This window comes from Fructilactobacillus sp. X7R9C1, assembly GCF_059901005.1.
In genome coordinates this window covers 45,318-70,302 of record NZ_JBWXVG010000004.1, presented here as the reverse complement: position 1 = coordinate 70,302, position 24,985 = coordinate 45,318, and the positions used below count along the sequence as shown (strand labels likewise).

Sequence of the window (24,985 nt, the reverse complement as noted above, 5' to 3'; positions counted from 1 at the left end):
CAACTAATGGCTGAATCGATGAATGATGTAAAGCACAGAATCGCATCGACCAAGAGTACACGTCAGATTACCGAGGCGATGCAGATGGTTTCAACGGTTAAGTTGAACAGAATTCAGGCACATACAGAGAACTATAATCAGTATGTATCTAAGGTTAAGTCTGTAATCGCTCATCTGGCTCAGTCCGATTTGTTAGAGGATAATAAACCTTCAAGTCAAGATTCAAAAAATGCTAAGAAAAAGACCGCCTATATTGTAATTTCATCTGATCGTGGAATGGTTGGAAGCTACAATAGTAATGTAATCAGAGGTGCCAATGAGTTTATTGAAAAGCACACTCCAAATACTGATGATTATATGATTTTAGCAATTGGTGGTAATGGTGCAGACTTCTATAAGAAGCGTGGAGCAAACGTTGCATACGAAAATCGCACCGTTTCAGATGTTCCTACTTATACCGAAGTTCAAGGGATCGTTAAGACCATTACCTCCATGTATAATGATGGAATTTATACTGATTTGTACATTTGTTATAATCACTTCGTTAACCGAATTTCCTCTGATTTTAGGGCTGAAAAGCTTCTTCCCATGGATAAAGAGTCAATTCAATCATCTATGGATGATAAGAATAGTGGTCAAGCTGGATCTGATGTCAAAGTTAAAAACTTGATTGAAGATTATGATATTGAGCCATCTGCTAAGGCTGTGCTTGGTGTTGTAATTCCTCAATATGCTGAAAGTTTAATGTATGGAGCGATCTTGGATGCCAAGACAGCTGAACATGCTTCCAGTTCAACCGCAATGAAATCAGCCACTGATAATGCCGATGATTTGATTTCATCACTTGAACTCAAGTATAACCGGGCACGACAGGCAGCTATCACTACTGAAATTACAGAAATTACTGGTGGTCAAGAAGCATTGAACCATTAATAGATGGGAGGAATTAAAGCATAATGAATACTACTGGTAAAGTACAACAAGTTATCGGGCCAGTTGTTGATGTTAAATTTCCCCTAGACGGTGATTTACCAGAAATTAATACTGCTTTGAACGTTAAAAAGGGTGACAACAAGCAATTAGTTGTTGAAGTTGCTCTTGAGTTAGGTGACGGAGTGGTACGTACCATCGCTATGGACGGAACCGATGGTTTACGTCGTGGGATGGATGTTGAAAATACTGGTGCTCCAATTGAAGTGCCAGTAGGTAATGATACTCTAGGTCGAGTATTTAATGTTTTAGGTCAGCCAATTGATGGTGGACCAGAATTTGGTCCTGATCAAACGAGATGGGCCATTCACAGACAACCACCTAAGTACGATGAGTTAAACCCATCGACTGAAGTTCTTGAAACTGGAATTAAAGTTATTGATTTATTAGCTCCATATATTCGTGGAGGTAAAGTTGGATTATTCGGTGGTGCCGGTGTTGGTAAGACCGTTTTGATTCAAGAATTAATTCATAACATTGCTCAGGGTCATAACGGTATTTCCGTTTTCACTGGTGTTGGTGAAAGAACCCGTGAAGGTAATGATATGTACTTTGAAATGAAAGGATCGGGTGTGTTAAAGCATACTGCCATGGTGTATGGTCAGATGAATGAGCCACCTGGTGCTCGTATGCGTGTGGCATTGACGGGTCTTACACTTGCTGAGTACTTTAGAGATGCTGAAGGTGATGATGTTCTTTTATTCATTGATAACATCTTTAGATTTACCCAAGCTGGTACGGAAGTTTCAGCTCTGTTAGGACGTATTCCATCAGCCGTAGGTTATCAGCCTACTCTAGCTACTGAAATGGGACAACTTCAAGAACGAATCACATCAACTAAAAAGGGTGCGATCACTTCAATTCAAGCTGTTTACGTTCCAGCTGATGATTATACCGATCCTGCTCCTGCAACAACGTTTGCCCATTTGGATGCTACCACTAACCTTGAGCGTTCATTAACGCAACAAGGTATTTATCCTGCCGTTGATCCATTGGCATCAACATCATCTGCCCTTTCTCCAGAAATCGTTGGACAAGAACACTTTGACGTTGCAAGTCAAGTTCAACACGTTCTTCAGCGATATCGTGAATTACAAGATATCATTTCAATTCTAGGAATGGATGAATTATCCGACGAAGAAAAGACGATTGTTGGTCGTGCTCGTCGTATTCAATTCTTCTTATCACAAAGTTTCACCGTTGCCGAACAGTTTACGGGTCTTCCAGGTAAGTATGTATCCGTTAAGGATACTATCGCCGGCTTCAAGGGAATTCTTGAAGGTAAGTACGATGATATTCCTGAAGACTGTTTCAGAAACTGTGGTGGAATTGATGATGTCGTTGCAAACTACAACAAACTGAAAGAACAAAAAGCAAGTCAAAGCAAATAGGAGGCTGATCTAATTGGCTGATAATAAATCGTCAGTATTAACCGTTAGTATCGTTACTCCTGATGGCGAGGTTTATTCCAATGATCAAGTCACCATGGCTATCATTGAAACCATGATGGGTGACCTTGGAATTTTAGCTAACCATGTTCCAGTGATTGCTTCTTTAAAAATTGGTGAAACGAGGTTTAAGTTTAACGGAAATGACATGGATACCGTTGCGGTCAATGGTGGATTTGCCGAATTTTCCAATAATACTTTAACCATCGTTGCTGATAGTGCTGAACGTAAAGGTGACATTGATGTATCGAGAGCTACTCATGCCCGAGAGCGTGCAGAACAGAAGATTAAAGATGCTCAATCTAAGAACGATACGGATGCATTGAAACGTGCACAAGTTGCTTTACAAAGAGCTGTTAATAGAATTAATGTTGCACAACATTAATTAAAAAAGAGGAACTTTTTAGTTCCTCTTTTTTGTTACAATTTTTTACATGGACCTCCGATTTACGACAATTGAATGATTTTATGATAGTATATAGTAAGAATGAATATTAGGAGTATCGCGTAATGAATCCATTTGGAGTTGAATCTTTAATAACAATAATTAGCCAGCTATTCTTTATTGCATTAGCTTTTTGGTCTATACAAGGAATTCACTTTGAACGGTTTTTACCAATTCAAGAACGACGAGGGAAGGTCTTGATTGTCCTCCTTTCGATCGTAATTGGTTTTATATGCAGTTCGTTCTTTATGTCATTCATTGATAACTTAAAAAATTTAACAGTACTATTTAAATAATACGTAATAGGAGAGAGTACCATGGAAAAAATTGTTGTGCATGGCGGAAACAAACTTAATGGTCGAGTTCACATTGAGGGTGCAAAAAATGCCGTTTTACCGATTCTAGCTGCTACTATTCTTGCAAGTGATGGCGAGACTGTTTTAACCAACTGTCCCATGTTGTCCGATGTGTTTACTATGAATGAAGTTTTAAAACATTTGGGTATTCAAGTTGATTTTGATAAAAGTAAGAATAAAATTACAGTGGATGCTTCTGGAAAAATTTCACCAGAAGCTCCGTACGAATATGTTTCAAAAATGAGAGCCTCAATTGTTGTGATGGGTCCACTTTTAGCTCGCTTAGGTCAAGCAAAAGTTGCTTTACCAGGAGGATGTGCAATTGGAAGTCGTCCCATTGACTTACATTTGCGTGGCTTTGAAGCCTTAGGTGCTCACATTGAACAACATGATGGTTACGTAGAAGCATCTGCTCCTAACGGACTTACTGGAACCGATATTTATTTCGATTTTCCAAGTGTTGGTGCTACTCAAAATGTAATGATGGCCGCTACCCTTGCAAAGGGAACTACCAAGATTCAAAACGTTGCCCGTGAACCTGAGATTGTTGACTTACAAAAAGTATTGAACAAAATGGGAGCAAAAGTTTCTGGAGCAGGCACTGATACGATTACAATTACCGGAGTACCAAGTGTTCATGGTGCTAGTCATGAAGTGGTTCAAGATCGAATTGAAGCTGGGACTTTTATGGTTGCCGCAGCGCTTACTGAAGGAAATCTTTTAATTGAAAACGGGATTACCGAACATAACTTACCATTAATTTCCAAAATGAAACAGATGGGGGTTAAAGTTGAACAAGAACGCGATGGTGTTCGTGTCATTGGACCCGCAAAATTAAAACCAGTTAACGTTAAGACTGCCCCATATCCAGGCTTTCCTACTGACATGCAGCCTCAAATGACAGTATTGCAGTTAAGGGCCAATGGTGTCAGCAAGCTAACGGAAACTGTTTTTGAAAATCGGTTTATGCACATGGAAGAATTACGCAGAATGGGTGCTAAGTTCGACATTAATGGCGAAACAGTCACCATGTATGGACCAACCCATTTTGAGGGCGCTAAAGTTGCTGCGACTGATCTTAGAGCCGCAGCTGCCTTGATTTTAGCTGGTCTAGTTGCTGATGGTTATACGGAAGTTACTAATCTGAAGTATCTTGATCGTGGCTACTACGAATTTCACAAGAAACTGCAAAAACTTGGCGCAGAAGTTGAGCGAATCCCAATTAAAGAAAGCGACGCAATTGCTAATGACTAACTTGATCGTTAGAAAAATTTAGATAATTTCGTATGTGATAATTCTCTTTTGCTATTCTGGATATGCTATAATTTAGTTAAACGATGTTACGGAAGGAAGTATTTTTATGGCACAAGATATTGGGATTGACTTAGGAACTGCTAACGTTCTTATATACGTTACGGGGAAGGGTATTGTTCTTAATGAACCATCTGTAGTTGCCGTTGATACTAAAACAAATAAGGTATTGGCGGTCGGTTCTGAAGCTTACCAAATGGTAGGTAGAACTCCTGGAAACATTAAAGCCATTAGACCTTTAAAAGACGGAGTTATTTCTGATTTTGATATTACTCAAGAAATGCTTTCGTATTTTATCAGTAAATTAAGCGTTAAGGGCGTTGTTTCTAAACCACAGACGATGATCTGTGCTCCTACAAACATCACTAACATTGAACGAAAAGCAATTATCCAAGCAGCGGAACGCGCAGCTGGTGGCGAAGTTTTCATTGAAGAAGAGCCTAAAGTAGCTGCCGTAGGTGCTGGTATGGATATCTACCAGCCTCATGGTAGCATGGTAATCGATATGGGTGGTGGAACCTCAGACATTGCGGTTCTTTCACTTGGTGATATCGTAGCCAGTAAATCACTTAAAATTGCTGGAGATGTGATGAACGTTGATATCGTTAACTTCTTGAAACAAGAACATAACCTTATTATCGGTGAACACACCGCTGAACGAATTAAAATGCAGATTGGAACGGCAGACGTTTCCACTCAAGATGTTAAAGAGATGGAGGTTAGAGGTCGTGACTCGGTTAGTGGGATGCCTAAATCGGTAACCATTACTAGTCAAGAAGTTGCGAGAGCTATTAGTGGTTCAATTAACTCCATTGTGTCAGGTGCAAAGGCAGTCTTAGAGACAATTCCACCAGAAATTTCAGCTGATATTATTGATCGAGGAGTAATGTTAACCGGTGGTGGTGCACTTCTTAAAGACATTGATACTGTAATTTCAAATGCATTAACGGTTCCGGTTTATATTTCTGAAGATCCTTTAGATAACGTTGCAAAGGGTGCTGGTGAAATGCTTGAGCACATGAGTAGCAATAAAAAGAGTCGTGGATTTTTCAGTAGAAAATAATTGAGAGAAAAAATTGAAACGAGTATTTATATCTTTAATTAAGTTTTACCAGCGCTTTATTTCACCATTGTTTCCGCCTAGTTGTCGGTACTCACCAACCTGTTCGCATTATACGCTCGAAGCGATCAATCGCTTTGGAGCATTGAAAGGGACACTGATGGGGTTTACACGAATTTTGAGGTGTAATCCACTGGTTAAGGGTGGATACGATCCAGTTCCCAAGAAGTTTTCATTGGGAAGAAATAAAAAAGCTGAGGAAGATTATCGTCGCTCGATGAAGCTAAAATAGTTGATTTTATCAACTATTTTTTATTCTAGGAGGTTTTTAAGCGTGAATCGAAAGGAAAAACGAATCGGTGTTAATATTATTGATGATCCAGAAGAAAACGCGTTGAAATTGGTGCAAATTGGCGGTCATACCGTGGGCACCATTGAAGAAAAGAACGGGAAGTCAATTTGTGTGGTTGGTGACAAAACTTTCCATGAAAACAGCGAAGAAGATGCTGTTGCTGAGGTAATAAGAGAGTATAATTTGCACCAAAGATAAGTATGATTTATGAAAAAAAGGAGTTCTAATCGTGTTTAATAGGTCGGAAAGTACAGACGAGAATCGAATCGATTGGGGAATCATTTTTTGTGTACTGATGCTTGCTTTGGTGGGCATAGGGTCGATCTTTGTAGCTGCCAGTCATGATACAAGTCAAACAAGTGTCGTAAAGGCGGTTGTTTCGCAATTAGTGTGGTACGCAATTGGTGCAATTGCCATCGTTGTGATTATGCAATTTGATTCCGAACAGTTATGGAAATTAGCACCTTATGCGTATTGGTTTGGGATCTTTCTTTTAGTTGCTGTTTTGTTCTTGTATAGTCGTTCCTATGCGGCACAAACTGGTGCTAAAAGTTGGTTTCAGTTAGGGCCACTGACATTTCAACCATCTGAAATCATGAAACCTGCGTATATTTTGATGTTGGCTAAAGTCATTGCTTCTCACAATAATGAACATCCAATTCATGAAACTCGAAGTGATTGGGCGTTACTTGGTAAAATGATTCTATGGACGATTCCAATTGTGATTTTACTAAAGTTGCAAAATGACTTTGGAACTACCATTGTGTTCATTGCCATCCTGGCCGGGATGATGATTGTATCCGGGGTTACGTGGAAAATACTGGCGCCAATCTTTGGTGTTACAGGTGGTCTTGGTGCCATTGCACTGACACTTGCCATTACTAAAGAGGGTCGGATGTTACTTGGTCATTTTGGCTTTAAGTCTTATCAATTCGCTCGAATTGATACTTGGTTGCATCCTGAGTCAGATACGAGTAACCAAGGATTTCAACTATGGCAAAGTATGAAAGCAGTTGGATCAGGAGGTCTTACTGGAACGGGATTCAATGTTTCCAAAGTTTACGTTCCTGTTCGTGAGTCTGATATGATCTTTTCCGTGATGGGAGAGAACTTTGGATTCATTGGTGGGGTATTATTGATTCTTCTTTATTTCTTATTGATTTATGAAATGATCAAGGTTACTTTTGAAACTAAGAATGTTTTCTATGCCTATATTTCTAGTGGAGTTATTATGATGATTTTATTCCATGTTTTTGAAAACATTGGAATGAGCATTGGGTTGCTGCCAATGACTGGAATTCCGCTCCCATTTGTGAGCCAGGGAGGTTCTGCCTTAATTGGTAACATGATAGGGATTGGGTTGATAATGTCAATGCAATACCATAACAAGAGTTCAATGTTTAGTACAGATAAGAATTTCTCATAAAGCATGTTCATTCATGCTTTTTTATTTGGGATTATTTACCGGTTAATTTTTGTGTTATAATTAAGGTTCTATTATGAACGACAGAGGTGCGAATATGACTAAAAATAAGAAGCACGTCGCGTTATTATTTGGTGGTAATTCATCAGAACACGACGTCTCAAAAAGATCCGCGCATAATATTTATGATGCGATGGACAAGGATAAGTATGAAGTCAGCTTATTCCTAATTACTAAGGATGGAATCGTCTTGAGCGATGATGCTTCACATCGTGTATTTGATGGTGAAGATGAAACGGATGTGGAAAAAGATGAGATTTTAAATCTCGACATGAATAATCCGCTAGCTCCCATTATTAATTTCGATAGCGCTAAAGATATTGACGTTTTCTTTCCCATTATTCACGGAAACTTAGGGGAAGATGGAACCATTCAGGGGCTATTACGTCTAATGAATAAGCCCTACGTTGGAAGTGGAATCTTAGCTTCTGCAATGTCTTATGATAAGGATATTACTAAGAAAATCCTAGATGAAGCAGGCATTAACAATACCAAATACGTCTTATTGACTCCAGATAATCGTAAAGATTGGAATTATGCTAAATTATCTAAAAAGCTTGGTTCATTAATGTTTATCAAACCAGCCAATCAAGGTTCTTCCATCGGTATTCATCAGGTGCATAATCAAGAGGAATTGGATAGCGGACTAGAAGATGCTTTTCGTTATGACAACAAAATTTTGATTGAGGAAGCAATTGAGGGACCAGAAGAAGTCGAAATTTCTATTTTAGGAAATGAAAATCCCAAGGCATCAAAACTAGGGGCAATTAAAGTTCCAGCAGATGACAAATTCTATACCTATGACAACAAGTTCGTGGATGCCAGTCAGGTCCAATTTACCATTCCAGTTGAATTGCCAGATGGTGTCGATGATCAAATCACGAACATGGCATTAGACGCTTATAAGGCCCTTGGATTAAAGGGAATGGCACGAATTGATTTTCTTGTTTCAAAGGATTTTAAGCCGTATTTGAGTGAAGTTAACACATTACCGGGCTTTACCAATATTTCTTTGTATCCGCAACTTTGGGAAGCTTCTGGAATTAGTTATACCGAATTAATCGATAAATTGATTGAACTAGCTTATGCTGAATTTGACCGTCAATCTAAAATTTTGCATGACTTTAAGCCGCTTCAAAAGGGCGATCAGAAAAAAGTATATAAGGATAAATAATAAAAAAAGATTATGACATAGTCATAATCTTTTTTTATTTGAAGATTGTTCTTCGTATATACTTATAAGAGGTGATAATAATGGAAAGATGTAACTGGGCAACTAGGAGTCCACGATTAATGAATTACCATGATACGGTGTGGGGTGTTCCAGATTATGACGAAAAAGCATTATTTAGAGAACTGTCACTAGAAATAATGCAGGCAGGACTTCAGTGGAATTTAATTTTGAAGAAGTTAGACGGACTGGATAGCATTTATCATAATTTTGATTTTAACTATTTGTCTACTCACGCAGAAACCATCAAAGACACTGCAATGAGTGACAAACGTGGAATTAGAAATCGATCGAAACTTGATGCCATTTTAACCAATGCCAAGATTGTTTTTGAGTTAGAGGGAAAGGGGATTCATTTTTTTGACCAATTATGGCAGCAGGTGAATTATACTCCCGTTGACCATTTAATTATTGATGATCAAATCGATATTTCGGAAATGAGACCAATGATTAAAAAATTTAATCCGGTTTTTCAAATGTATCATTTTAAAAGAGTTGGGCCCACAACACTCTATTCGTTTTTACAAGCTTCGGGGATTATTAATGATCATAACGTTAATTGTTTTAGACACGATGAAATTTTGAATCGTCAAGGGAGATGACGTGCAATTGGAAGTCATAATGCCCTCAAAAGCGCTATTGAAAAAGATTGGAGCGAGAATTAAAAAACGCCGAATTGATATTCATATGACGCAGTCGGAGCTTGCCAAAGGACTATGTACTCAGTCAACCATCAGTGCGCTTGAAAATGATGGGTGTTTTAATCAATGGGTGATTATTCCAGAAATTGTGTCCCGATTGGGATTGAACTTAGACGAAGTTTGTTCTGATGAAAAGTATTGCTATGCTAAAAAAATACTGAAGAAAGTTGAATGCATTCTACTTCATTATCATTTCAAGAAAGCTAATACGATTATTGAAACAATTAAAGTTGAGAATATTGATTCAAGAGAAATCAAAGGAAGATATTATTGTGAACGTGGTTTTGCGGAACTATTTTGTGGTTTTTCTTTAGATGAAGTAATCCTATGCTTTCATACTATGATTGACTCGTGTTCCGTCAAAACAAATTTTATTTGTACTGCATGGAGTTATTTGGGCATTGCAATCTCATATCGGAGATTGGGATGTCAAAAATTGGCTCGTAAGTATTTGGATGATGCTTTGGTGAGGATGGGGCAATTGCTACATCGAAGAGAAATGAATACAATTGATCGATATGTTGTCATTAAGTTAGGACTTGCCATTGTCACTTTCGCATTTGTAGCTAACGATAATCAACTAGTGATTTCTGAATCCAATGTTATGATATCTTACCTAAAACGCAAGTATTCCTTCTATTGTTTGAAATCATTTTATAATTTGAAATATTTGAGTTATAAACGAGAAAAACTGTTTGAAAAGGCAGAAAGCACCCAAATTAAAATCAATCTTTTGAAAGGAGTAAGAGATAGCGGGCGGATTGATAAATTATTAAAAATTGCCAAAACAAAAAATCATTCGAAATAATCATCGAATGATTTTTTGTTTTACTTAGAAACTTTTTGTTTTCCTTTTTTAGGATCAACTTTTTGATTATTTAGATTTGTTCTTACAACTAATACATCACAGACCGCCATCCTAGTGACATATTCAGTTACTGAACCAATTAGTAACCGTTCAACACCATTTAACCCGGTTGCACCGATCATGATTAAATCAATATCGAGTTTGTCTGGAATTTCCTTTGAGATGATTGTTTTCGGTGCGCCATATTCGATTGAATAATCGACTTTGTTAACGCCATCATCCTTAGCCTCTCTGGCGTACTGTTCGAGTGTTTTTTTAGCGTTTTGAGTTACTTCTTCAACTACTGATGTATCAAAACTAGAGATATTTTGAAATGCTCGTGTGTCTACAACGTGGACAATGTGTAAATGAGCATCATTACGTTTGGCAACGGCAACGGCCTTTTTAAAAGCCAACTCGGATTCGTATGAACCATCAACGGGAACTAAAATATTATTGTATTCTTGTAGCATAAAAACCACCTCGATGTTTTATTTAACTTAATTCTAGTATTTTTTAATTGAAAAGTCAGATATAAAGGCTATTTATCCATGTATTGAATGATGAATAGTTCTGGAATCACAGCACACAAACACCCCGCACATAAGACTAACAGAGTAAAAACAGTGTTATCGAAAAATATTGAAATAATTCCTAAAATTGCTACCACAATTAGAATGACACCACTAATGAGTAAGATGATGCTTAATGAGGTAAACTTTTCGGGATGAAACAGTAGGAAACTTTTATGAGCATGAGTCAAAAAATAAATTCCGTTAATAATTAAAATTACGGAGAAAAATAACATTAAAACTTTTATGAGCATCGACAATTATTCCTTTCCGACATGCCTTTCAGCCTCGTTGATTTTTTCATATTGATCAGCTAGAGCTCTTTCGTATTTACCGTTCAGCTTTGGTTGGTAGTACTTGGCATTCTTAATTTTGTCAGGAAGATACTGCTGTTTAACCCAATCATTGGGATAATTATGTGGGTATTTATAACCGACGTGTCCTAGTTTTTTGGCACCCTTGAAATGGGCATCTTTTAAGTGATCAGGAATGTCTCCGTAATTGCCAGTTTTTACGTCAGATAAAGCCTTATCAATCGCTGTAATTCCTGAATTTGATTTTGGTGAAAGACAAAGATCAATGATGGCATCAGATAGCGGAATCCGTCCTTCAGGGAGACCGAGTTTATCAGCAGCTTGCACTGCCGATACTGTTCTGGAAGCAGCAGCCGGATTAGCTAACCCAATGTCTTCATACGCAATTACCATTAATCTTCTTGTTAGGGAGTTTAAATCCCCTGATTCAATTAACCTCGAGGCATAGTGTAGGGCCGCGTTAACATCGGAGCCACGAATTGATTTTTGAAGTGCTGACATCACGTTGTAGTGAGCGTCGCCATTTTTATCTTGACTTAGTGCTTTCTTTTGTAAACAAGCTTCAATATCAGCCAGAGTAATGTGAATGACGCCATCTTGGTCAGGCTTAGTGGACTTGGCGGATAATTCTAGGGCGTTTAAAGCACTTCTCAAATCGCCATTGGTACTGTGAACTAAAAAGCTCATGGCGTTATGGTCAAGTTTGATCTTTAGATTACCTAAGCCATTTTGCTTGTCCGCTAGTGCTCGCTTAACGGCTTTGGTTATGTCATCACTGGTTAATGGATGAACTTGAAATATTTCTGTTCTAGAACGAATGGCCGGACTGATATTGATATAAGGATTTTCTGTCGTTGCCCCGATTAAGATAATTTGCCCACTTTCTAGTAGTGGTAACAAAAAATCCTGCTTGGTCTTATCTAACCGATGGATTTCATCTAGTAATAACACTACCGTTCCACTCATTTTAGCTTCTTCAGCTACCGCCTGGAGGTCCTTTTTGGTATCAGTTGCTGCATTTAACATCCGAAAAGCATATTTAGTCGAACCCGCAATTGCACTTGCAATGCTGGTTTTTCCGGTGCCAGGTGGCCCATATAAAATCATTGATGAAAGCATTTTAGCTTTTACCATGCGATCAATAATCTTGCCCTTGCCAACCAAATCCTGTTGGCCAACAATATCTTCAATTTTAGTGGGCCTCATTCTGTAGGCGAGGGGCTTTTGCATTTTATAGCTTCTTTCTACTTAAATAACCGTGAGAACCATGATTGATGTTTTTTAGGTTGATCGTCATCATGTTTGGCGTTAACCTTACTAGGATCAAAATCAATATGGTCTTTATTAATTGCGTCAGGTGCAACTAAGACCACAGCGTATTGATTAGGCATCGTACCATAAGCGCTGTTATTTTTTAAAGTGAACTTAGTGTTATTTTGGCTAGCCAACTTCATGTACGGTTGTTGCTGTTCTTCAGCTATATTGCCGTTAATGAAGAGTTGATAAGTGGGATGTTGTTTCATTTCTTTACTTAACTGATCGATTGCATCCTGGTTTTTATCTTCAGAAACCGTAATGGCGAAGTCGACCCGTTCTCGAAAAGTTCCCAAGTATTTTCGTTGCTCATCTGGGTTAATTTGAGGGGAGTTTCCACTCATTGCTTGATCAAGTCGATTTTGAACTGATCCTTTGTCATCTGTCATAATATTTGCTCCTTATTGAGTATTTACTACATTTTAACATTAAAGAAATTGGAGATACAAAAAGGCGGTCTCAATCGAGATCGCCTTTTCTTTAACAGACACAATATTTTAACGGTTGTAGTATTCAACAACTAATGAAGTATCGATGTCTGCATTTAATTCATCTGGTTGTGGATATCTAGTCAATGAACCCTCAAGCTTATCAGCATCAAATGATACATAAGCAGGGCGGCTCACAACTGATTCGACAGCTTCTTTGATGATGCCCATGTCCTTATCCTTTTCACGAACACCGATCACTTGACCGGGCTTTACTTCGTAAGAAGGGATATCAACCCGCTTGCCATCAACGGTAATATGACCGTGGTTAACTAATTGTCTAGCTTGTCGTCTAGTGGTAGCTAAGCCTAAACGGTAAACCATATTATCTAAACGGCTTTCAAGCATAATTTCAAAGTTATCACCATGCTTACCCTCACGGATTTTACCAGAGCGGTTAAACAATGAGTAAAATTGACGTTCAGTTAAACCATACATGTAACGTAATTTTTGCTTTTCACGTAATTGAACACCATATTCTGAAAGTTTTTGACGACGACCTTGGCCGTGAACACCTGGAGCATATGGACGACGTTGTAATTCCTTACCAGTACCTGATAAAGAAACTCCAAGACGACGAGAAATTCTCCAACTTGGACCTGTATATCTTGACATAAATGAATCCTCCAATAAAATATTTGGAGTAAAATAACGATGTACGCTTAGTATTCGTGCATATCCCTCTGAACTTTCGCCTCAGCAGCCAGTGGGTTACTAATTAAACTACAAGTAGCAAGGACATGTTGACGAGCTTACCGCATACTGCTGCATTATTTTACACAAGCCCAATTATATGAAATTAGCACCTAAAAGTCAATGCAACGTTGCAATTGATGATCTTAAAACTCAGAATGCTATCATAAATTTTTCTCATTTATGATATAATTACTTTAATAACGAGGAAAAGTTTATACATAATTAATTTGTTGAAGGACGGGTATTTAATGGTTAACGTCATTATTGGAATTTTAGTTGTAGTAGCTGTAATTTATTGTGCCGTGGTCATGTATCAGCACCATTTATTAAAAATTGCTGAAACAATTGAAAAACGCGTTAAGCGCCTAAATGATTTGAATCTGCAAGATGAGATTAATAAGGTGAAAGATATCGGCCTCACCGGTGATTCATTAAGTAGCGTTAATAGTGCTCAAGCTGATTTTGATAACGTTACTAATAACTTACTTCCTTCCGTCAAAAATAACGTTGAAGCGGTAAAAAGTGACGCAAAGGGAATTAACTTTGTTAAGACACGGGAAGTTTGCTCAGATGCGGAACAACAAATTAAAACCTCAGAAGATGATGTAAGGGTAATTCGTCAGTTTTTAGCTAAAATGAATCAGCTGAATTCTGAACATAAGAAGGCCATTACTGATTTAGAAGGTCGTTATAAAGAACTTCGAAAAGAATTGCTTACTAAGAATGCTTCCTTTGGGCCCGCAATTGATGCGCTTGAAAATCAGTTGTCGACGATTGAAGGGACCTTTGATGATTTTTCTAATCTATCAAAAAATGGTGATCACGAAAAGGCTGATAAAATTCTTGGTGATTTAAATAAGTCAACTAATCAGTTAGAAGCTGATGTGCAACAAATTCCTCATTTATATGCTACTAATAATGTAGAATTTAAAAATCAAATTGATGAGATTAGCTCAACTCATTCTAAAATGAATGCAAGTGGGTATGAATTTGCTGATGATGAATTTGACGTCTCTTTAGAGGAATTAAGAACAGCCGTTTCCGATAACCTTGAAAATATTGCTCACCTTGATTTAAAATTGGCCAAGGATTCTGATAGTGAGATTGAGACCAAGATTGATCGTCTTTACGATTTAATGGAAAAGCAATTAATTGCTAAGAAAAAAGTTGATAAAGGATTTAAGATCACCGGAGAATATATCCAACACGCCAAAAAACAAAATCAGGTTTTAATCGATGAATTAGATCGACTCAGTCATAATTACTCACTAGAACATGGTGAAATTGATAAGGCCAATGCTTTAGGAAAACAAATTGATGAGATTGAAGCTACCTATAAAAAAGATCGTGAGGCAATTGACAACAAGAAAGCCATTTATACTCACATCCTTGACAACGTTACTAGTAGCGATAGTCAATTAACGGAGATTGAAAAGAAACAACGGGCCATTAATGATTCGGTTGCTGACTTTAAAGATGAAGAGCAGAAGGCCCATCAGGTCTTAGATGATCTTGATTTGGAACTTCATGGGATTCAGCGTAAGATTGATGAGCTGAATTTACCGGGTATATCACAGGATTACATTGACTACTTTGGCATTGTGGCTGACGAGATTAAGGATCTTAATCGGACGATGGATAAGGTCAAGATTAGTATGGATGATGTTCAAAAACAGTTAAGCGTGATTAAATCAGATCGGGATACTCTTGAAGAGAAGACTGATGATTTGATTGATAGCTCATCGCTTGCTGAGCAAGTGATGCAATATGCCAATCGTTATCGAAATTCTGATCCAGAGATTAATAGAGCACTGGTAAAAGCTAAGCATCTGTTTGACGATGAATATAAGTATCCTGAAAGCTTAGAAACCATTGCCACTGCGATTGATAAAGCCAATCCTGGGTCCTACAAGCGAATTGAAAATACTTATTACAAAAATAAGCAAGATTCACAAAATCAAAAGTAAGCACGAACAAGCTGAATTAGAGTTGGAACAATTCAGCTTGTTTTTATTATGTTTCAATGCTGGTATAATAAATCTTGTTGTAATTTGGACGAATTAGAAAGAGAGGGTACCAAATGATTTACTTTGATAATAGTGCGACGACTAAAGTAGATAGTCAGGTTTTGGATACCTATAATCAGGTAAGTGAAAAGATCTGGGGAAATCCTTCCAGTCTTCATAACTTTGGTCAACAATCGTTTAATCTATTGAATCAATCAAGAAATCAAATTGCGAGAATTTTAGGAGTAGAACCTAACGAAATCTACTTTACTAGTGGAGGAACTGAAGGTGACAATTGGGTTATAAAGGGGACCGCCAAAGAGAAACATCAATTTGGTAAGCATATCATCACTTCTTCTGTTGAACATGCAGCGGTGAAAAATTCAATGCACGCTTTAGAAGATTTGGGATTTGACGTTACTTATTTACCCGTTGATAAAGAGGGACGAGTTTCAGCAAAAGATTTAGAATCCGCTATTAGACCGGATACTATCTTGGTGTCAATCATGGCGGTTAATAATGAGATGGGCGCTATTGAACCCATCAATGAAATTAGTGATGTCTTAAAACAATATCCCAAAATTCATTTTCATGTTGACGCCGTCCAGGCTGTTGGTAAAGGTCTACACGATTTGGTTTTCAATGATCGAGTTGATTTTGTCACATTTTCTGGGCATAAATTTCATGCTCCCAGAGGAATTGGTTTGATATATGGGAAAAACGGTCGTAAGATTGCTCCATTAATGGATGGTGGTGGCCAAGAACGAGGGCAACGGAGTGGGACTGAGAATCTGCCTGCGATAGTAGGGATGGCTAAAGCACTCAGAATCATTTCGGATCATGAATCTGAAAGCATTGCACGTGAACAAAAGATCAGAGAACGAATTTATGCTCATATTACTAAGTTCAACAAGGTTCATCCTTTCTCCGGTTTATCAGACCACTTTGCTCCACACATTCTTTGCTTTGCAATTGAAGGAGTGAAAGGTGAAACGATCGTGCATGCCTTTGAAGAACATGGGATTTACATTTCTACTACGAGCGCTTGTTCATCCAAAAAAGAGGAAACGGCAGGAACTTTAGATGCTATGGGAGTAGACCCAAGCATCGCTCGCAGTGCCGTTCGAATCTCCTTAGGAGACAAAAATACTTTAGATGAAGCTGATAAGTTTAATCAAGTATTTGATGAATTGTACGAAGAATTCAAAAAGTTAAGTTAGATAATCATTAAAGAATAGTAAAGGAGTGAGGGTGTGAAGTATAGTGAGATTATGGTTCGTTACGGCGAACTGTCCACAAAGGGAAAAAATCGCAGGGTCTTTATTGGGCAGCTGGGACATAACATTAGGCAAGTTTTAAAACAGTTTGATGGAGTCACCGTTGACGCCCAACGGGATCGGTTACATGTCAGTTTGCATGGTCAAGATGCAGCTCCAGTGATGGCAGCCTTAAAAAAAGTCTTTGGAATTGAGACTTTTTCACCAGTTGTTAAGTTGGAAAAAAATACCCCAATTGAAGACATTCAGAAAAAGGCACTTGCAATGATTTCGAATCAATTCCAGAGTGGCCAAACATTTAAGATTTCAACTAACCGCCAGAATAAAGATTATCCATTAAACACTTATCAAGTAAATGATGAGGTTGGCGGGTATGTTTTAGATCATTTAGATGGGATTAAAGCTCAAATGAAAAGACCTGACATTAACTTACAGATTGATGTCAGAATGTCTGGCATTTATTTATCAAGTGAGACGATTCAGGGAGCATTAGGACTACCAGTTGGAACTGGCGGACGTGGTACCATGATGCTTTCAGGAGGCATTGATTCACCCGTTGCGGCGTACATGGCCATGAAGCGTGGGGTAAAGTTAGATATGATTCATTTCTACAGTCCTCCATACACTAGTGAACAAGCGCTAGCAAAAGCTAAGGACCTCACGGCGAAGCTTTCGGCATTAGGTGGAACCGTTGATTTTATCCAAGTCCCATTTGCTAAGATTCAAGAAGAGATTAAAGAAAAAGTTCCAGAGGGATACTTGATGACGGTTCAGCGCCGGATGATGTTGAGAATTGCCGCAGCTATTACCATTGCACGTCATTGTGATGGAGTATTTACCGGTGAGTCGTTAGGACAAGTTGCTTCACAGACTTTAGAAAGTATGCGCGCCATTAATGATGTGACTAATTTGCCAGTTCTACGTCCGTTGCTTTCTTTGGATAAGACTGAGATTATCAAGATTGCTGAACAAATTGACACCTATGATTTATCAATTCTTCCTTATGAGGACTGCTGTACGATCTTTACTCCACCAGCACCGAAAACGAAGCCGGACGTGGAGAAAGCCAGAAAGTTTGAAAAAAACATTGACGTGGATGGTTTAATGAAAGAAGCCATTGAGGGTATTACGATTAGTAAGATTCACCCAAATGATGATTATTTGAACGCTAATGAAGATGTTTTTTCAGAATTACTTTAATGTGATTGACTAAAGATTGTAAATTGAGTAATATTTATTATGTTAAATGCTTTGATCAAGAGGTTGGTTGTTATGACGCGCAGAGAGTGGACACGTGCTGGAAAGTCCATGCGTTAAAATGATCATTGTTGCTTGTGAGCAGTTATGTTGAATGAATTAAGATGTAATCGGTACTAGCCGTTATCTAGGTAAGTTGGAATTAGCAATAATTCAATTTAGGTGGTACCGCGAGCATTCGTCCTATTCTGGACGGATGCTTTTTATTTTAAATGAGGTGAAGAAATGACAAAAGAAGTAGATATGTCAACGAAATATGATCCCAACTCAGTTGAAGCAGGGATGTATAAGAAATGGCTTGATGAGGATGTTTTCAAGCCAAATGGGGATAAAAAGGCAAAACCATATTCAATTGTTTTACCTCCGCCAAATGTGACCGGTAAACTTCACTTGGGTCACGCCTGGAATACCACCCTTCAAGACATGTTGATTAGACAGAAACGGATGCAAGGTTATGATACCGTTTGGATTCCTGGGATGGATCATGCGGGAATTGCAACTCAAGCAAAAGTTGAAGCCATGCTTAACGAGAAGGGGATCTCGCGGTACGATTTAGGTCGTGAAAAATTTGTCGATAAGGTTTGGGAATGGAAAGACGACTTTGCTGATACGATCCATAAACAGTGGGCCAAACTGGGATTATCACTTGATTACAGTCGTGAACGCTTTACGTTGGATGATGGTTTGTCAAAAGCCGTCAGGAAAGTATTTGTTGACTTGTACAATCAAGGGTTAATTTACCGTGGTGAATACATTATTAATTGGGATCCAAAGGCTCGGACTGCTTTATCTGATATTGAAGTTATTCACAAAGATGATAAAGGCGCTTTCTATCACGTTAAGTATCCGTTTGCTGATGATACGAAATTTAATGGAAAGAATTACATTGAAATCGCTACAACTCGTCCTGAGACTATGATGGGTGATACTGCTGTCGCAGTGAACCCAAGTGATGATCGTTATAAAGATTTAGTAGGTAAAGAGGTCGTTGTTCCACTCGTAAATCGGACGATTCCGATTATTGCCGATCAGTACGTTGATCCTGAATTTGGGACTGGAATGGTTAAGATTACCCCAGCCCACGATCCTAATGATTTTAAAGTTGGGAACAGACATGATTTAAAACGGATTAATACCATGAACGAAGACGCTACGATGAACGAAAATGCTGGGAAGTATGAAGGCATGGATCGTTTTGATGCTCGAAAGGCAATGGTCAAGGACCTTGAAGATCAAGGCTTGATGATTAAAATTGATCCCATTGTTCACTCAGTTGGTCATTCTGAAAGAACCGGAGTTCAGGTTGAAGCTCGTCTTTCGACTCAATGGTTTGTAAAAATGAAACCATTGGCCAAAAAGGCAATGGAGAATCAAAAGACCAATGATGCGGTTAGTTTCATTCCAGAACGATTTGAGCATACCTTTATGCAATGGATGGAAAACGTTCATGATTGGGTTATTTCAAGGCAACTATGGTGGGGACATCGGATTCCTGCCTGGTACAATAATGAGACTGGCAAGATTTACGTTGGCGAAAACGCTCCTAAGGATCCCGAAAACTGGACGCAAGATCCAGACGTGTTGGATACCTGGTTTTCATCAGCTTTATGGCCATTTACAACCCTTGGTTGGCCTGATACTGACTCAAGAGATTATCAACGCTATTTTCCTACCAACACGCTTGTAACTGGTTATGATCTGGTGTTCTTCTGGATCTCAAGAATGATTTTTCAAAGTTTACATTTTACCGGTAAGCGTCCATTTAAAAACGTGCTGTTACATGGTTTAATCCGTGATGAACATGGGGTTAAGATGAGTAAGTCTTTAGGTAACGGGATTGATCCAATGGATGTTATTGATCAGTACGGAGCCGATGCCTTGAGATGGTGCCTTTCAACTGGAACAACGCCTGGACAGGACATGAAGTTTAGTTATAGTAAGGTCGAATCAGCCTGGAATTTTGTCAATAAGATTTGGAATGCCAGTCGTTATGTCATCATGAATTTAGGTGACATGTCTAAACCAGAGTTACCAGCTCAATCAGAATGGAATTTATCCGATCGATGGATTCTTTCGAAATTAAACTCTGTTGTTAAGCATGTTACCGAAGAATATGACAAGTTTAACTTTGGTGAAGCCAACCGTTCACTTTATGATTTTATTTGGAATGATTTTTGTGATTGGTACATTGAAATGAGTAAGGAAATTTTGACTGGCTCAGATGAAAAAGCCAAACAAAACACGCGAAATATCCTAGCGTACGTTTTGGATCAAATCTTGCGATTACTCCAACCAGTTATGCCATTTGTTACTGAAAAGATTTGGCTTTCAATGCCGCACGTTGGTGAATCATTGGTGGTAGCTGCGTATCCAGTAACTCATGATGAATTTGATGATAAAAAAGCAGAATCAAATATGAATCATCTGATTGATGTTATTAAAGCGGTCAGAAATATCCGTTCGGAGGTTAATGCACCCCTATCTAGTCCAGTTGACATTCTAGTTAAAACTAAGAATTCCGATTTGAAAAAGGTACTAGAAGATAACAGTGACTACATTGAACGATTTGGTCACCCTGATAAGTTAGAGATTGGTTCTGACATTAATATTCCTAAATTGGCTATGACATCGATAATTACTGATGCTGAGATCAGCATCCCACTGGATGAACTGGTTGACCTCAATGATGAAAAAGAACGGCTACAAAAAGAAGTCCAAAAATTTGAATCGGAAGTCAAACGAGCACAGAAAAAACTAGCTAATAAAAAGTTTGTAGACAATGCTCCAGAGACAGTTGTCAATGAGCAAAAAGAAAAGCAAACCGACAATGAGGCTAAACTTAAAGCCGTTAAAATCCGACTTAAAGATGTAATCGATGCTTTAAATAAGTAAAATACGAGGCTCAGCTAAACAGCTGAGCCTTCTTTTTAGAGGAGTTGCAATGGTGATTGATAGTTACAGTGCAGCATTAAAGTATATCCATGGTAGACCACGAATTAAAAAAGAACCACCTAAAAAGCGGATGGCTCACTTTATGAAGAAATTGGATTTTCCAGAAAAAACGCTAAACTGCATTCACGTAGCGGGAACTAATGGAAAGGGCTCATGTGTTGCCTATTTGAGTAACATGTTAATGGCTTCTGGACTCTCAGTTGGAACCTTTACTTCACCATTTATGATTAAGTTCAACGAGCGGATCAGTGTGAATAATCAACCAATTTCAGATGATGAAATTTTAGAGTTGGTGCGTGAAATTAAGCCGATTGTCGATGAAATTGATAAGAATGATCCTGATTTAGGTCCCTCTGAATTTGAAATCATTTGCGCTATGATGTTCATCTATTTCCGTGATCATCCCGTTGACGTTGTGATTGTGGAGGCCGGAATTGGAGGAAGATCCGATTCAACCAACGTGGTTAATTCGGAAATGTCAATTATTACTACCATTGGGATGGATCACATGGCACTGCTTGGTGATTCGGAAGAAAAAATTGCGGATAATAAGGCTGGAATTATTCGCCAAAACCGTCCATGTGTGATTGGAGGAATCAAAGAAGGTCCGAGAAAGGTGATTGAACGAGCAGCTATAAAATTAGATAGTCCAATTTGGGAATTAAAGCGTGATTATCAATTCGTGCCGGTAAATCAAAATCATTTTAATTTTTCAAGTGCTCATTTGAACATTGATAACATTTCAATGAAACAAATTGGAAGCTTTGAAATGGAAGATGCTGCAATTGCGATTGAAGCTTTCTTGGTTTATGCGTTCAAATATTTAAACATGACAGAACCATCCATGATTTCTTCGGTCAAGACGGGAGTCAGCTCAACAAAATGGATTGGAAGGATGGAAGTAATTAATCATGATCCCACGATTATGATTGATGGGGCACATAATGTCCCAGCAATTCAGAGCCTTTTGTCGTCGCTTCGTGTTAGAAATAGTAAGTGGAGAAATTCTCACCTTACAATTGTGATGGGGGTTTTCGCTGACAAACAGTATCCAGAAATGCTAAAAATTGTTAAGTCTTTGTCTAATAGTGACGTTATTTTGACACGGTTTTCTGCGGGAGAAAAGCGAGCAAGTGCTGACTTTTCTAAACTTGATATCAATAACTTTCCCAATGTTTCATTAGTTAGCGATTGGCATAAAGCACTGAACAAATCGGTAAAAAAGGTCCGTGACAGTAAAAATGATAATCAGTTAATTTTGGTTACTGGATCGCTGTTATTTATCTCGGAAGTTAGAAAATATATTAAAGAAAATGAAGAAAAACTTAAGTAACTAATTTTGGCCTTATATTTCTGACTGATATAAATGCAGTATGATATACTAGTCTTATCAAAGTAATTACTTAAAAATTAAAACTTAAAATTGAAGGGATGAATAAATTGTTCGGATTAGGTACAAAAAACATCGGAATCGATTTAGGAACCGCTAATACCATTGTTTATGTTGATGGAAAAGGAATCGTTTTACGAGAACCCTCTGTGGTTGCTAAAAATACAAAAACTGGCGAGATTGTTGCTGTTGGTCAACAAGCCGAATCTATGATTGGTAGAACGCCTGCCAGCATTGAAGCTATTCGTCCAATGAAAGACGGTGTAATTGCTGATTATGATACTACTGTGACCATGATGAAATATTATATCGATAAAGCATTGGGAAGCCACGGTGGTAAGCCTTATGTAATGGTTTGTGTTCCAAGTGGTATCACTGCTGTAGAAAAGCGTGCCGTAATTGATGCTACTCGAGTTGCTGGAGCAAAGGATGCTTATGTAATCGAAGAACCATTTGCCGCTGCAATTGGTGCCGGTCTACCAGTTATGGATCCAACTGGAAGCATGGTTGTTGACATTGGTGGTGGAACTACCGACGTCGCTACTATTTCTCTTGGTGGGATCGTATCATCACGTTCGGTGAGAATGGCTGGTGATAAGTTGAACGAAGTGATCGTTACCTTTATCAGAAAAAATTATAATGTGCTAATTGGTGAACCAACTGCAGAACACTTGAAATGCACCATTGGTTCTGCATCAATTGGTGCCGCAAAGGACATGAATGATGAAACCGTTCGTGGAAGAGACTTATTGACCGGCCTTCCTAAGTCAGTTGAAGTAACTGCGGAGGATGTGGCTTCTGCAATGCACGAAGACATTCTTGAGATTATCACTACGATTAAAGAAACTCTAGAAGAGACATCTCCTGAAATTTCTGCTGATGTGATTGATCATGGAATTGTTCTTACCGGTGGCGGTGCTCTACTCAAAAATCTCCCAGAAGTAGTATCAGATGCCACTCAAGTTCCTGTGACAATTGCCAAAGATCCGATGGATTGTGTAGCAATTGGAACCGGTGAATCGCTTAAAAGTATTGAGGCAATGAATAGAAAATAAATTGGATAAGCGGGGATGAATTCCCGCTTATTTATTTTAAGCACGTACGGAGGATTATTATGCACAAGTTTTTTTCAAGTCGAAAGCTAGTAATCATTGTCGTTTGCTTAATTATTGGCTTAGGTTTGATTAGTGGGTCAGTGGCAGTGCGAAAAAATCGTGCTACTCCTCCATTGATTCAACAAGTTGGAAATGATGTTGTTGGATTTGGCGATCGAATTGTTAGTATTCCTGCCAATGGCGTTGGCTCATTGTTTGGTGCCACTGATAATTTGTTAAATACTTATCAGGAAAATAATCATTTAAAGGGTCAGGTTGAACAATTAGCTCAAACTCAAGTTAAAAATCAAGCACTGGAAAATGAAAATGAAAAATTAAGACAACAGTTAAATATCAAGGGGACTCCCACGGACTACAAGGCGATTAATGCTAGCGTAATTACTCGGACGCCATCCTCATGGCAAAATCAACTGATCATTAATAAGGGATCGGCTGCAGGAGTTCAAAAGAACATGTCTGTAATTGTTAATTCTGGATTAGTTGGTCGGGTTGCTGAAGTTAATAAGACCAACAGTAAAGTCGAACTAATCACCGACAAAAGTGATACTGCTAGTCGTTTTGCGGTTCAGGTTCAAGGAGAAAAGAAAGTCGTTAATGGATTAATTGACGGTTATAATCGTGATACTAATGAGTTGGTAATGGGAAGTGTTACTAATCAAGACAAGATCAAGACTGGGACGAAAGTTATGACTAATGGTCTTGGTGGCGTGACTCCTAAGGGACTTTATGTCGGAAAAGTTGTTGGAACTAAACAAAATAGTGATGGTATTTCTGAAAAAGTCAACATTAAACCAGCTGCAAACATGGATGATATTGAGGCGGTGACCGTAATTGGCAAGAAGGATTAGAAGAGGAAGTCCAATGAGACGTCCTTCCCGGTTAAAGTTCTTATATCCAATTGGGTTGGTCATTTCATTTCTACTGGAAGGAACGATTTCTAAACTTTTTTCACCAGTACTTTTTGGCAAATTTTCAATGGTACCTTACTTAACCTTATTGTGGTTGGTAATGGCCACTCTTTTTGCGCGCCATGAGAAATTACACATGGGCTGGTGGGCCTTAGGAATTGGAATCGTTTATGATATTTATTACGTTGGAATTATTGGAATCTTTACGTTTGCATTTCCGCTGGTGGTTTATATTAATCGAATGGTTTTAAAATTTGTGCGTGAAAACATGGTCACTTCATCTTTACTTTATGTTGGGGATGTTTTGGTGGTATTTATTTTGAGCTACTTAGGTGACCGAATTGCACATATTGCCTCTCTTAGTGGTGTACAGTTATTGATTTATACTTTAGGGCCAACGTTAGTGTTGAACCTGATCTTATTTGTAATTCTGTATCTCCCAATCAGGGGACTTTTCAATTATTTTAGTTAA

Annotated in this window: 24 protein-coding genes and 1 other annotated feature; of the genes, 20 read left to right on the top strand and 4 right to left on the bottom strand. The window is 38.3% G+C overall.

The genetic code is table 11. From position 1 onward, the window contains the following. The first annotated feature begins 6 nt into the window (after nt 1-6). The 12 genes from AC6UD0_RS04045 (at nt 7) to AC6UD0_RS03990 (ending at nt 10,185) form a co-directional block, all read left to right on the top strand. Nucleotides 7-933 (top strand): F0F1 ATP synthase subunit gamma, encoded by a 927-nt coding sequence (locus AC6UD0_RS04045; protein WP_500694354.1) that lies wholly within the window; start codon nt 7-9, stop codon nt 931-933. A 23-nt stretch (nt 934-956) separates the two neighbouring features. Continuing rightward, on the top strand, nt 957-2,381 hold the full coding sequence (gene atpD / locus AC6UD0_RS04040) for a F0F1 ATP synthase subunit beta (RefSeq protein WP_500694355.1): 1,425 nt from the start codon (nt 957-959) through the stop codon (nt 2,379-2,381). Nucleotides 2,382-2,394: 13 nt separating this feature from the next. After that, nucleotides 2,395-2,823: a F0F1 ATP synthase subunit epsilon gene (locus AC6UD0_RS04035; RefSeq protein ID WP_500694356.1), complete on the top strand. Its 429-nt coding sequence runs from the start codon at nt 2,395-2,397 to the stop codon at nt 2,821-2,823. Between the two features lie 125 nt (nt 2,824-2,948). Further along, complete coding sequence (locus tag AC6UD0_RS04030; RefSeq protein ID WP_500708205.1) at nt 2,949-3,179, top strand: DUF1146 family protein; 231 nt, start codon at nt 2,949-2,951, stop codon at nt 3,177-3,179. 21 nt (nt 3,180-3,200) lie between these two features. Continuing rightward, complete coding sequence (murA, locus tag AC6UD0_RS04025) at nt 3,201-4,493, top strand: UDP-N-acetylglucosamine 1-carboxyvinyltransferase (RefSeq protein WP_500708203.1); 1,293 nt, start codon at nt 3,201-3,203, stop codon at nt 4,491-4,493. A gap of 106 nt (nt 4,494-4,599) precedes the next feature. Continuing rightward, nucleotides 4,600-5,613, top strand: coding sequence for a rod shape-determining protein (locus tag AC6UD0_RS04020; RefSeq protein ID WP_500694359.1), 1,014 nt, complete (start codon nt 4,600-4,602; stop codon nt 5,611-5,613). 13 nt (nt 5,614-5,626) lie between these two features. Next, nucleotides 5,627-5,902, top strand: coding sequence for a membrane protein insertion efficiency factor YidD (yidD, locus tag AC6UD0_RS04015; protein ID WP_500694360.1), 276 nt, complete (start codon nt 5,627-5,629; stop codon nt 5,900-5,902). Between the two features lie 42 nt (nt 5,903-5,944). After that, nucleotides 5,945-6,160: a DUF2969 family protein gene (locus AC6UD0_RS04010; RefSeq protein WP_500694361.1), complete on the top strand. Its 216-nt coding sequence runs from the start codon at nt 5,945-5,947 to the stop codon at nt 6,158-6,160. A gap of 31 nt (nt 6,161-6,191) precedes the next feature. Further along, nucleotides 6,192-7,388 carry an FtsW/RodA/SpoVE family cell cycle protein gene (locus AC6UD0_RS04005; RefSeq protein WP_500694362.1) on the top strand — a complete coding sequence of 399 codons (1,197 nt, stop codon included), beginning with the start codon at nt 6,192-6,194 and terminating at the stop codon, nt 7,386-7,388. A 94-nt stretch (nt 7,389-7,482) separates the two neighbouring features. Continuing rightward, nucleotides 7,483-8,619 (top strand): D-alanine--D-alanine ligase family protein, encoded by a 1,137-nt coding sequence (locus AC6UD0_RS04000; protein WP_500694363.1) that lies wholly within the window; start codon nt 7,483-7,485, stop codon nt 8,617-8,619. A gap of 80 nt (nt 8,620-8,699) precedes the next feature. Continuing rightward, nucleotides 8,700-9,278 carry a DNA-3-methyladenine glycosylase I gene (locus AC6UD0_RS03995; RefSeq protein ID WP_500708201.1) on the top strand — a complete coding sequence of 193 codons (579 nt, stop codon included), beginning with the start codon at nt 8,700-8,702 and terminating at the stop codon, nt 9,276-9,278. A gap of 37 nt (nt 9,279-9,315) precedes the next feature. Continuing rightward, a complete protein-coding gene (locus AC6UD0_RS03990; RefSeq protein WP_500696065.1) occupies nt 9,316-10,185 on the top strand; it encodes a helix-turn-helix domain-containing protein in 870 nt (289 codons plus the stop codon). Nucleotides 10,186-10,205: 20 nt separating this feature from the next. Here AC6UD0_RS03990 and AC6UD0_RS03985 read toward each other — a convergent pair whose 3' ends face one another. The 4 genes from AC6UD0_RS03985 to rpsD all read right to left on the bottom strand — a co-directional run bounded on the left by AC6UD0_RS03985 (nt 10,206) and on the right by rpsD (nt 13,527). After that, nucleotides 10,206-10,697: a universal stress protein gene (locus AC6UD0_RS03985; protein ID WP_500694366.1), complete on the bottom strand. Its 492-nt coding sequence runs from the start codon at nt 10,695-10,697 to the stop codon at nt 10,206-10,208. A 359-nt stretch (nt 10,698-11,056) separates the two neighbouring features. Then, nucleotides 11,057-12,340, bottom strand: a complete 1,284-nt coding sequence (locus tag AC6UD0_RS03980; RefSeq protein WP_500701335.1) for a replication-associated recombination protein A — start codon at nt 12,338-12,340, stop codon at nt 11,057-11,059. A gap of 14 nt (nt 12,341-12,354) precedes the next feature. Next, nucleotides 12,355-12,813, bottom strand: a complete 459-nt coding sequence (locus AC6UD0_RS03975; protein WP_500694368.1) for a YueI family protein — start codon at nt 12,811-12,813, stop codon at nt 12,355-12,357. A gap of 108 nt (nt 12,814-12,921) precedes the next feature. Beyond that, nucleotides 12,922-13,527 carry a 30S ribosomal protein S4 gene (rpsD, locus tag AC6UD0_RS03970; protein WP_039144319.1) on the bottom strand — a complete coding sequence of 202 codons (606 nt, stop codon included), beginning with the start codon at nt 13,525-13,527 and terminating at the stop codon, nt 12,922-12,924. 329 nt (nt 13,528-13,856) lie between these two features. Here rpsD and ezrA point away from each other — a divergent pair, with 329 nt between their 5' ends. The 8 genes from ezrA to mreD all read left to right on the top strand — a co-directional run bounded on the left by ezrA (nt 13,857) and on the right by mreD (nt 24,985). After that, nucleotides 13,857-15,575: a septation ring formation regulator EzrA gene (gene ezrA, locus AC6UD0_RS03965; protein ID WP_500708198.1), complete on the top strand. Its 1,719-nt coding sequence runs from the start codon at nt 13,857-13,859 to the stop codon at nt 15,573-15,575. A gap of 113 nt (nt 15,576-15,688) precedes the next feature. Beyond that, a complete protein-coding gene (locus tag AC6UD0_RS03960) occupies nt 15,689-16,834 on the top strand; it encodes a cysteine desulfurase family protein (protein ID WP_500694370.1) in 1,146 nt (381 codons plus the stop codon). Between the two features lie 33 nt (nt 16,835-16,867). Continuing rightward, entirely contained in the window at nt 16,868-18,091 is a 1,224-nt protein-coding gene (gene thiI, locus AC6UD0_RS03955; protein WP_500708196.1) for a tRNA uracil 4-sulfurtransferase ThiI, read from the top strand. 42 nt (nt 18,092-18,133) lie between these two features. Next, nucleotides 18,134-18,337 (top strand) — a binding site (T-box leader). Nucleotides 18,338-18,373: 36 nt separating this feature from the next. Then, nucleotides 18,374-21,040 (top strand): valine--tRNA ligase, encoded by a 2,667-nt coding sequence (locus tag AC6UD0_RS03950; RefSeq protein ID WP_500708194.1) that lies wholly within the window; start codon nt 18,374-18,376, stop codon nt 21,038-21,040. Between the two features lie 49 nt (nt 21,041-21,089). Further along, a complete protein-coding gene (locus tag AC6UD0_RS03945) occupies nt 21,090-22,433 on the top strand; it encodes a bifunctional folylpolyglutamate synthase/dihydrofolate synthase (RefSeq protein ID WP_500708192.1) in 1,344 nt (447 codons plus the stop codon). 107 nt (nt 22,434-22,540) lie between these two features. Then, nucleotides 22,541-23,545 carry a rod shape-determining protein gene (locus AC6UD0_RS03940; RefSeq protein WP_500694426.1) on the top strand — a complete coding sequence of 335 codons (1,005 nt, stop codon included), beginning with the start codon at nt 22,541-22,543 and terminating at the stop codon, nt 23,543-23,545. 59 nt (nt 23,546-23,604) lie between these two features. Continuing rightward, a complete protein-coding gene (mreC, locus tag AC6UD0_RS03935) occupies nt 23,605-24,453 on the top strand; it encodes a rod shape-determining protein MreC (RefSeq protein ID WP_500696076.1) in 849 nt (282 codons plus the stop codon). Then, on the top strand, nt 24,437-24,985 hold the full coding sequence (mreD, locus tag AC6UD0_RS03930) for a rod shape-determining protein MreD (protein ID WP_500696077.1): 549 nt from the start codon (nt 24,437-24,439) through the stop codon (nt 24,983-24,985). The genes mreC and mreD overlap by 17 nt, the downstream gene beginning before the upstream one ends.

Excerpts from the sequence above, each read along its gene's own strand:
- AC6UD0_RS04045 (WP_500694354.1), top strand. The coding sequence starts at position 7 with ATGGCTGAATCGATGAATGATGTAAAGCACAGAATCGCATCGACCAAG.
- atpD (WP_500694355.1), top strand. The coding sequence starts at position 957 with ATGAATACTACTGGTAAAGTACAACAAGTTATCGGGCCAGTTGTTGAT.
- AC6UD0_RS04030 (WP_500708205.1), top strand. The coding sequence starts at position 2,949 with ATGAATCCATTTGGAGTTGAATCTTTAATAACAATAATTAGCCAGCTA.
- murA (WP_500708203.1), top strand. The coding sequence starts at position 3,201 with ATGGAAAAAATTGTTGTGCATGGCGGAAACAAACTTAATGGTCGAGTT.
- AC6UD0_RS04020 (WP_500694359.1), top strand. The coding sequence starts at position 4,600 with ATGGCACAAGATATTGGGATTGACTTAGGAACTGCTAACGTTCTTATA.
- AC6UD0_RS04000 (WP_500694363.1), top strand. The coding sequence starts at position 7,483 with ATGACTAAAAATAAGAAGCACGTCGCGTTATTATTTGGTGGTAATTCA.
- AC6UD0_RS03995 (WP_500708201.1), top strand. The coding sequence starts at position 8,700 with ATGGAAAGATGTAACTGGGCAACTAGGAGTCCACGATTAATGAATTAC.
- AC6UD0_RS03985 (WP_500694366.1), bottom strand. The coding sequence starts at position 10,697 with ATGCTACAAGAATACAATAATATTTTAGTTCCCGTTGATGGTTCATAC.
- AC6UD0_RS03980 (WP_500701335.1), bottom strand. The coding sequence starts at position 12,340 with ATGCAAAAGCCCCTCGCCTACAGAATGAGGCCCACTAAAATTGAAGAT.
- AC6UD0_RS03975 (WP_500694368.1), bottom strand. The coding sequence starts at position 12,813 with ATGACAGATGACAAAGGATCAGTTCAAAATCGACTTGATCAAGCAATG.
- rpsD (WP_039144319.1), bottom strand. The coding sequence starts at position 13,527 with ATGTCAAGATATACAGGTCCAAGTTGGAGAATTTCTCGTCGTCTTGGA.
- ezrA (WP_500708198.1), top strand. The coding sequence starts at position 13,857 with ATGGTTAACGTCATTATTGGAATTTTAGTTGTAGTAGCTGTAATTTAT.
- AC6UD0_RS03960 (WP_500694370.1), top strand. The coding sequence starts at position 15,689 with ATGATTTACTTTGATAATAGTGCGACGACTAAAGTAGATAGTCAGGTT.
- AC6UD0_RS03950 (WP_500708194.1), top strand. The coding sequence starts at position 18,374 with ATGACAAAAGAAGTAGATATGTCAACGAAATATGATCCCAACTCAGTT.
- AC6UD0_RS03945 (WP_500708192.1), top strand. The coding sequence starts at position 21,090 with ATGGTGATTGATAGTTACAGTGCAGCATTAAAGTATATCCATGGTAGA.
- mreC (WP_500696076.1), top strand. The coding sequence starts at position 23,605 with ATGCACAAGTTTTTTTCAAGTCGAAAGCTAGTAATCATTGTCGTTTGC.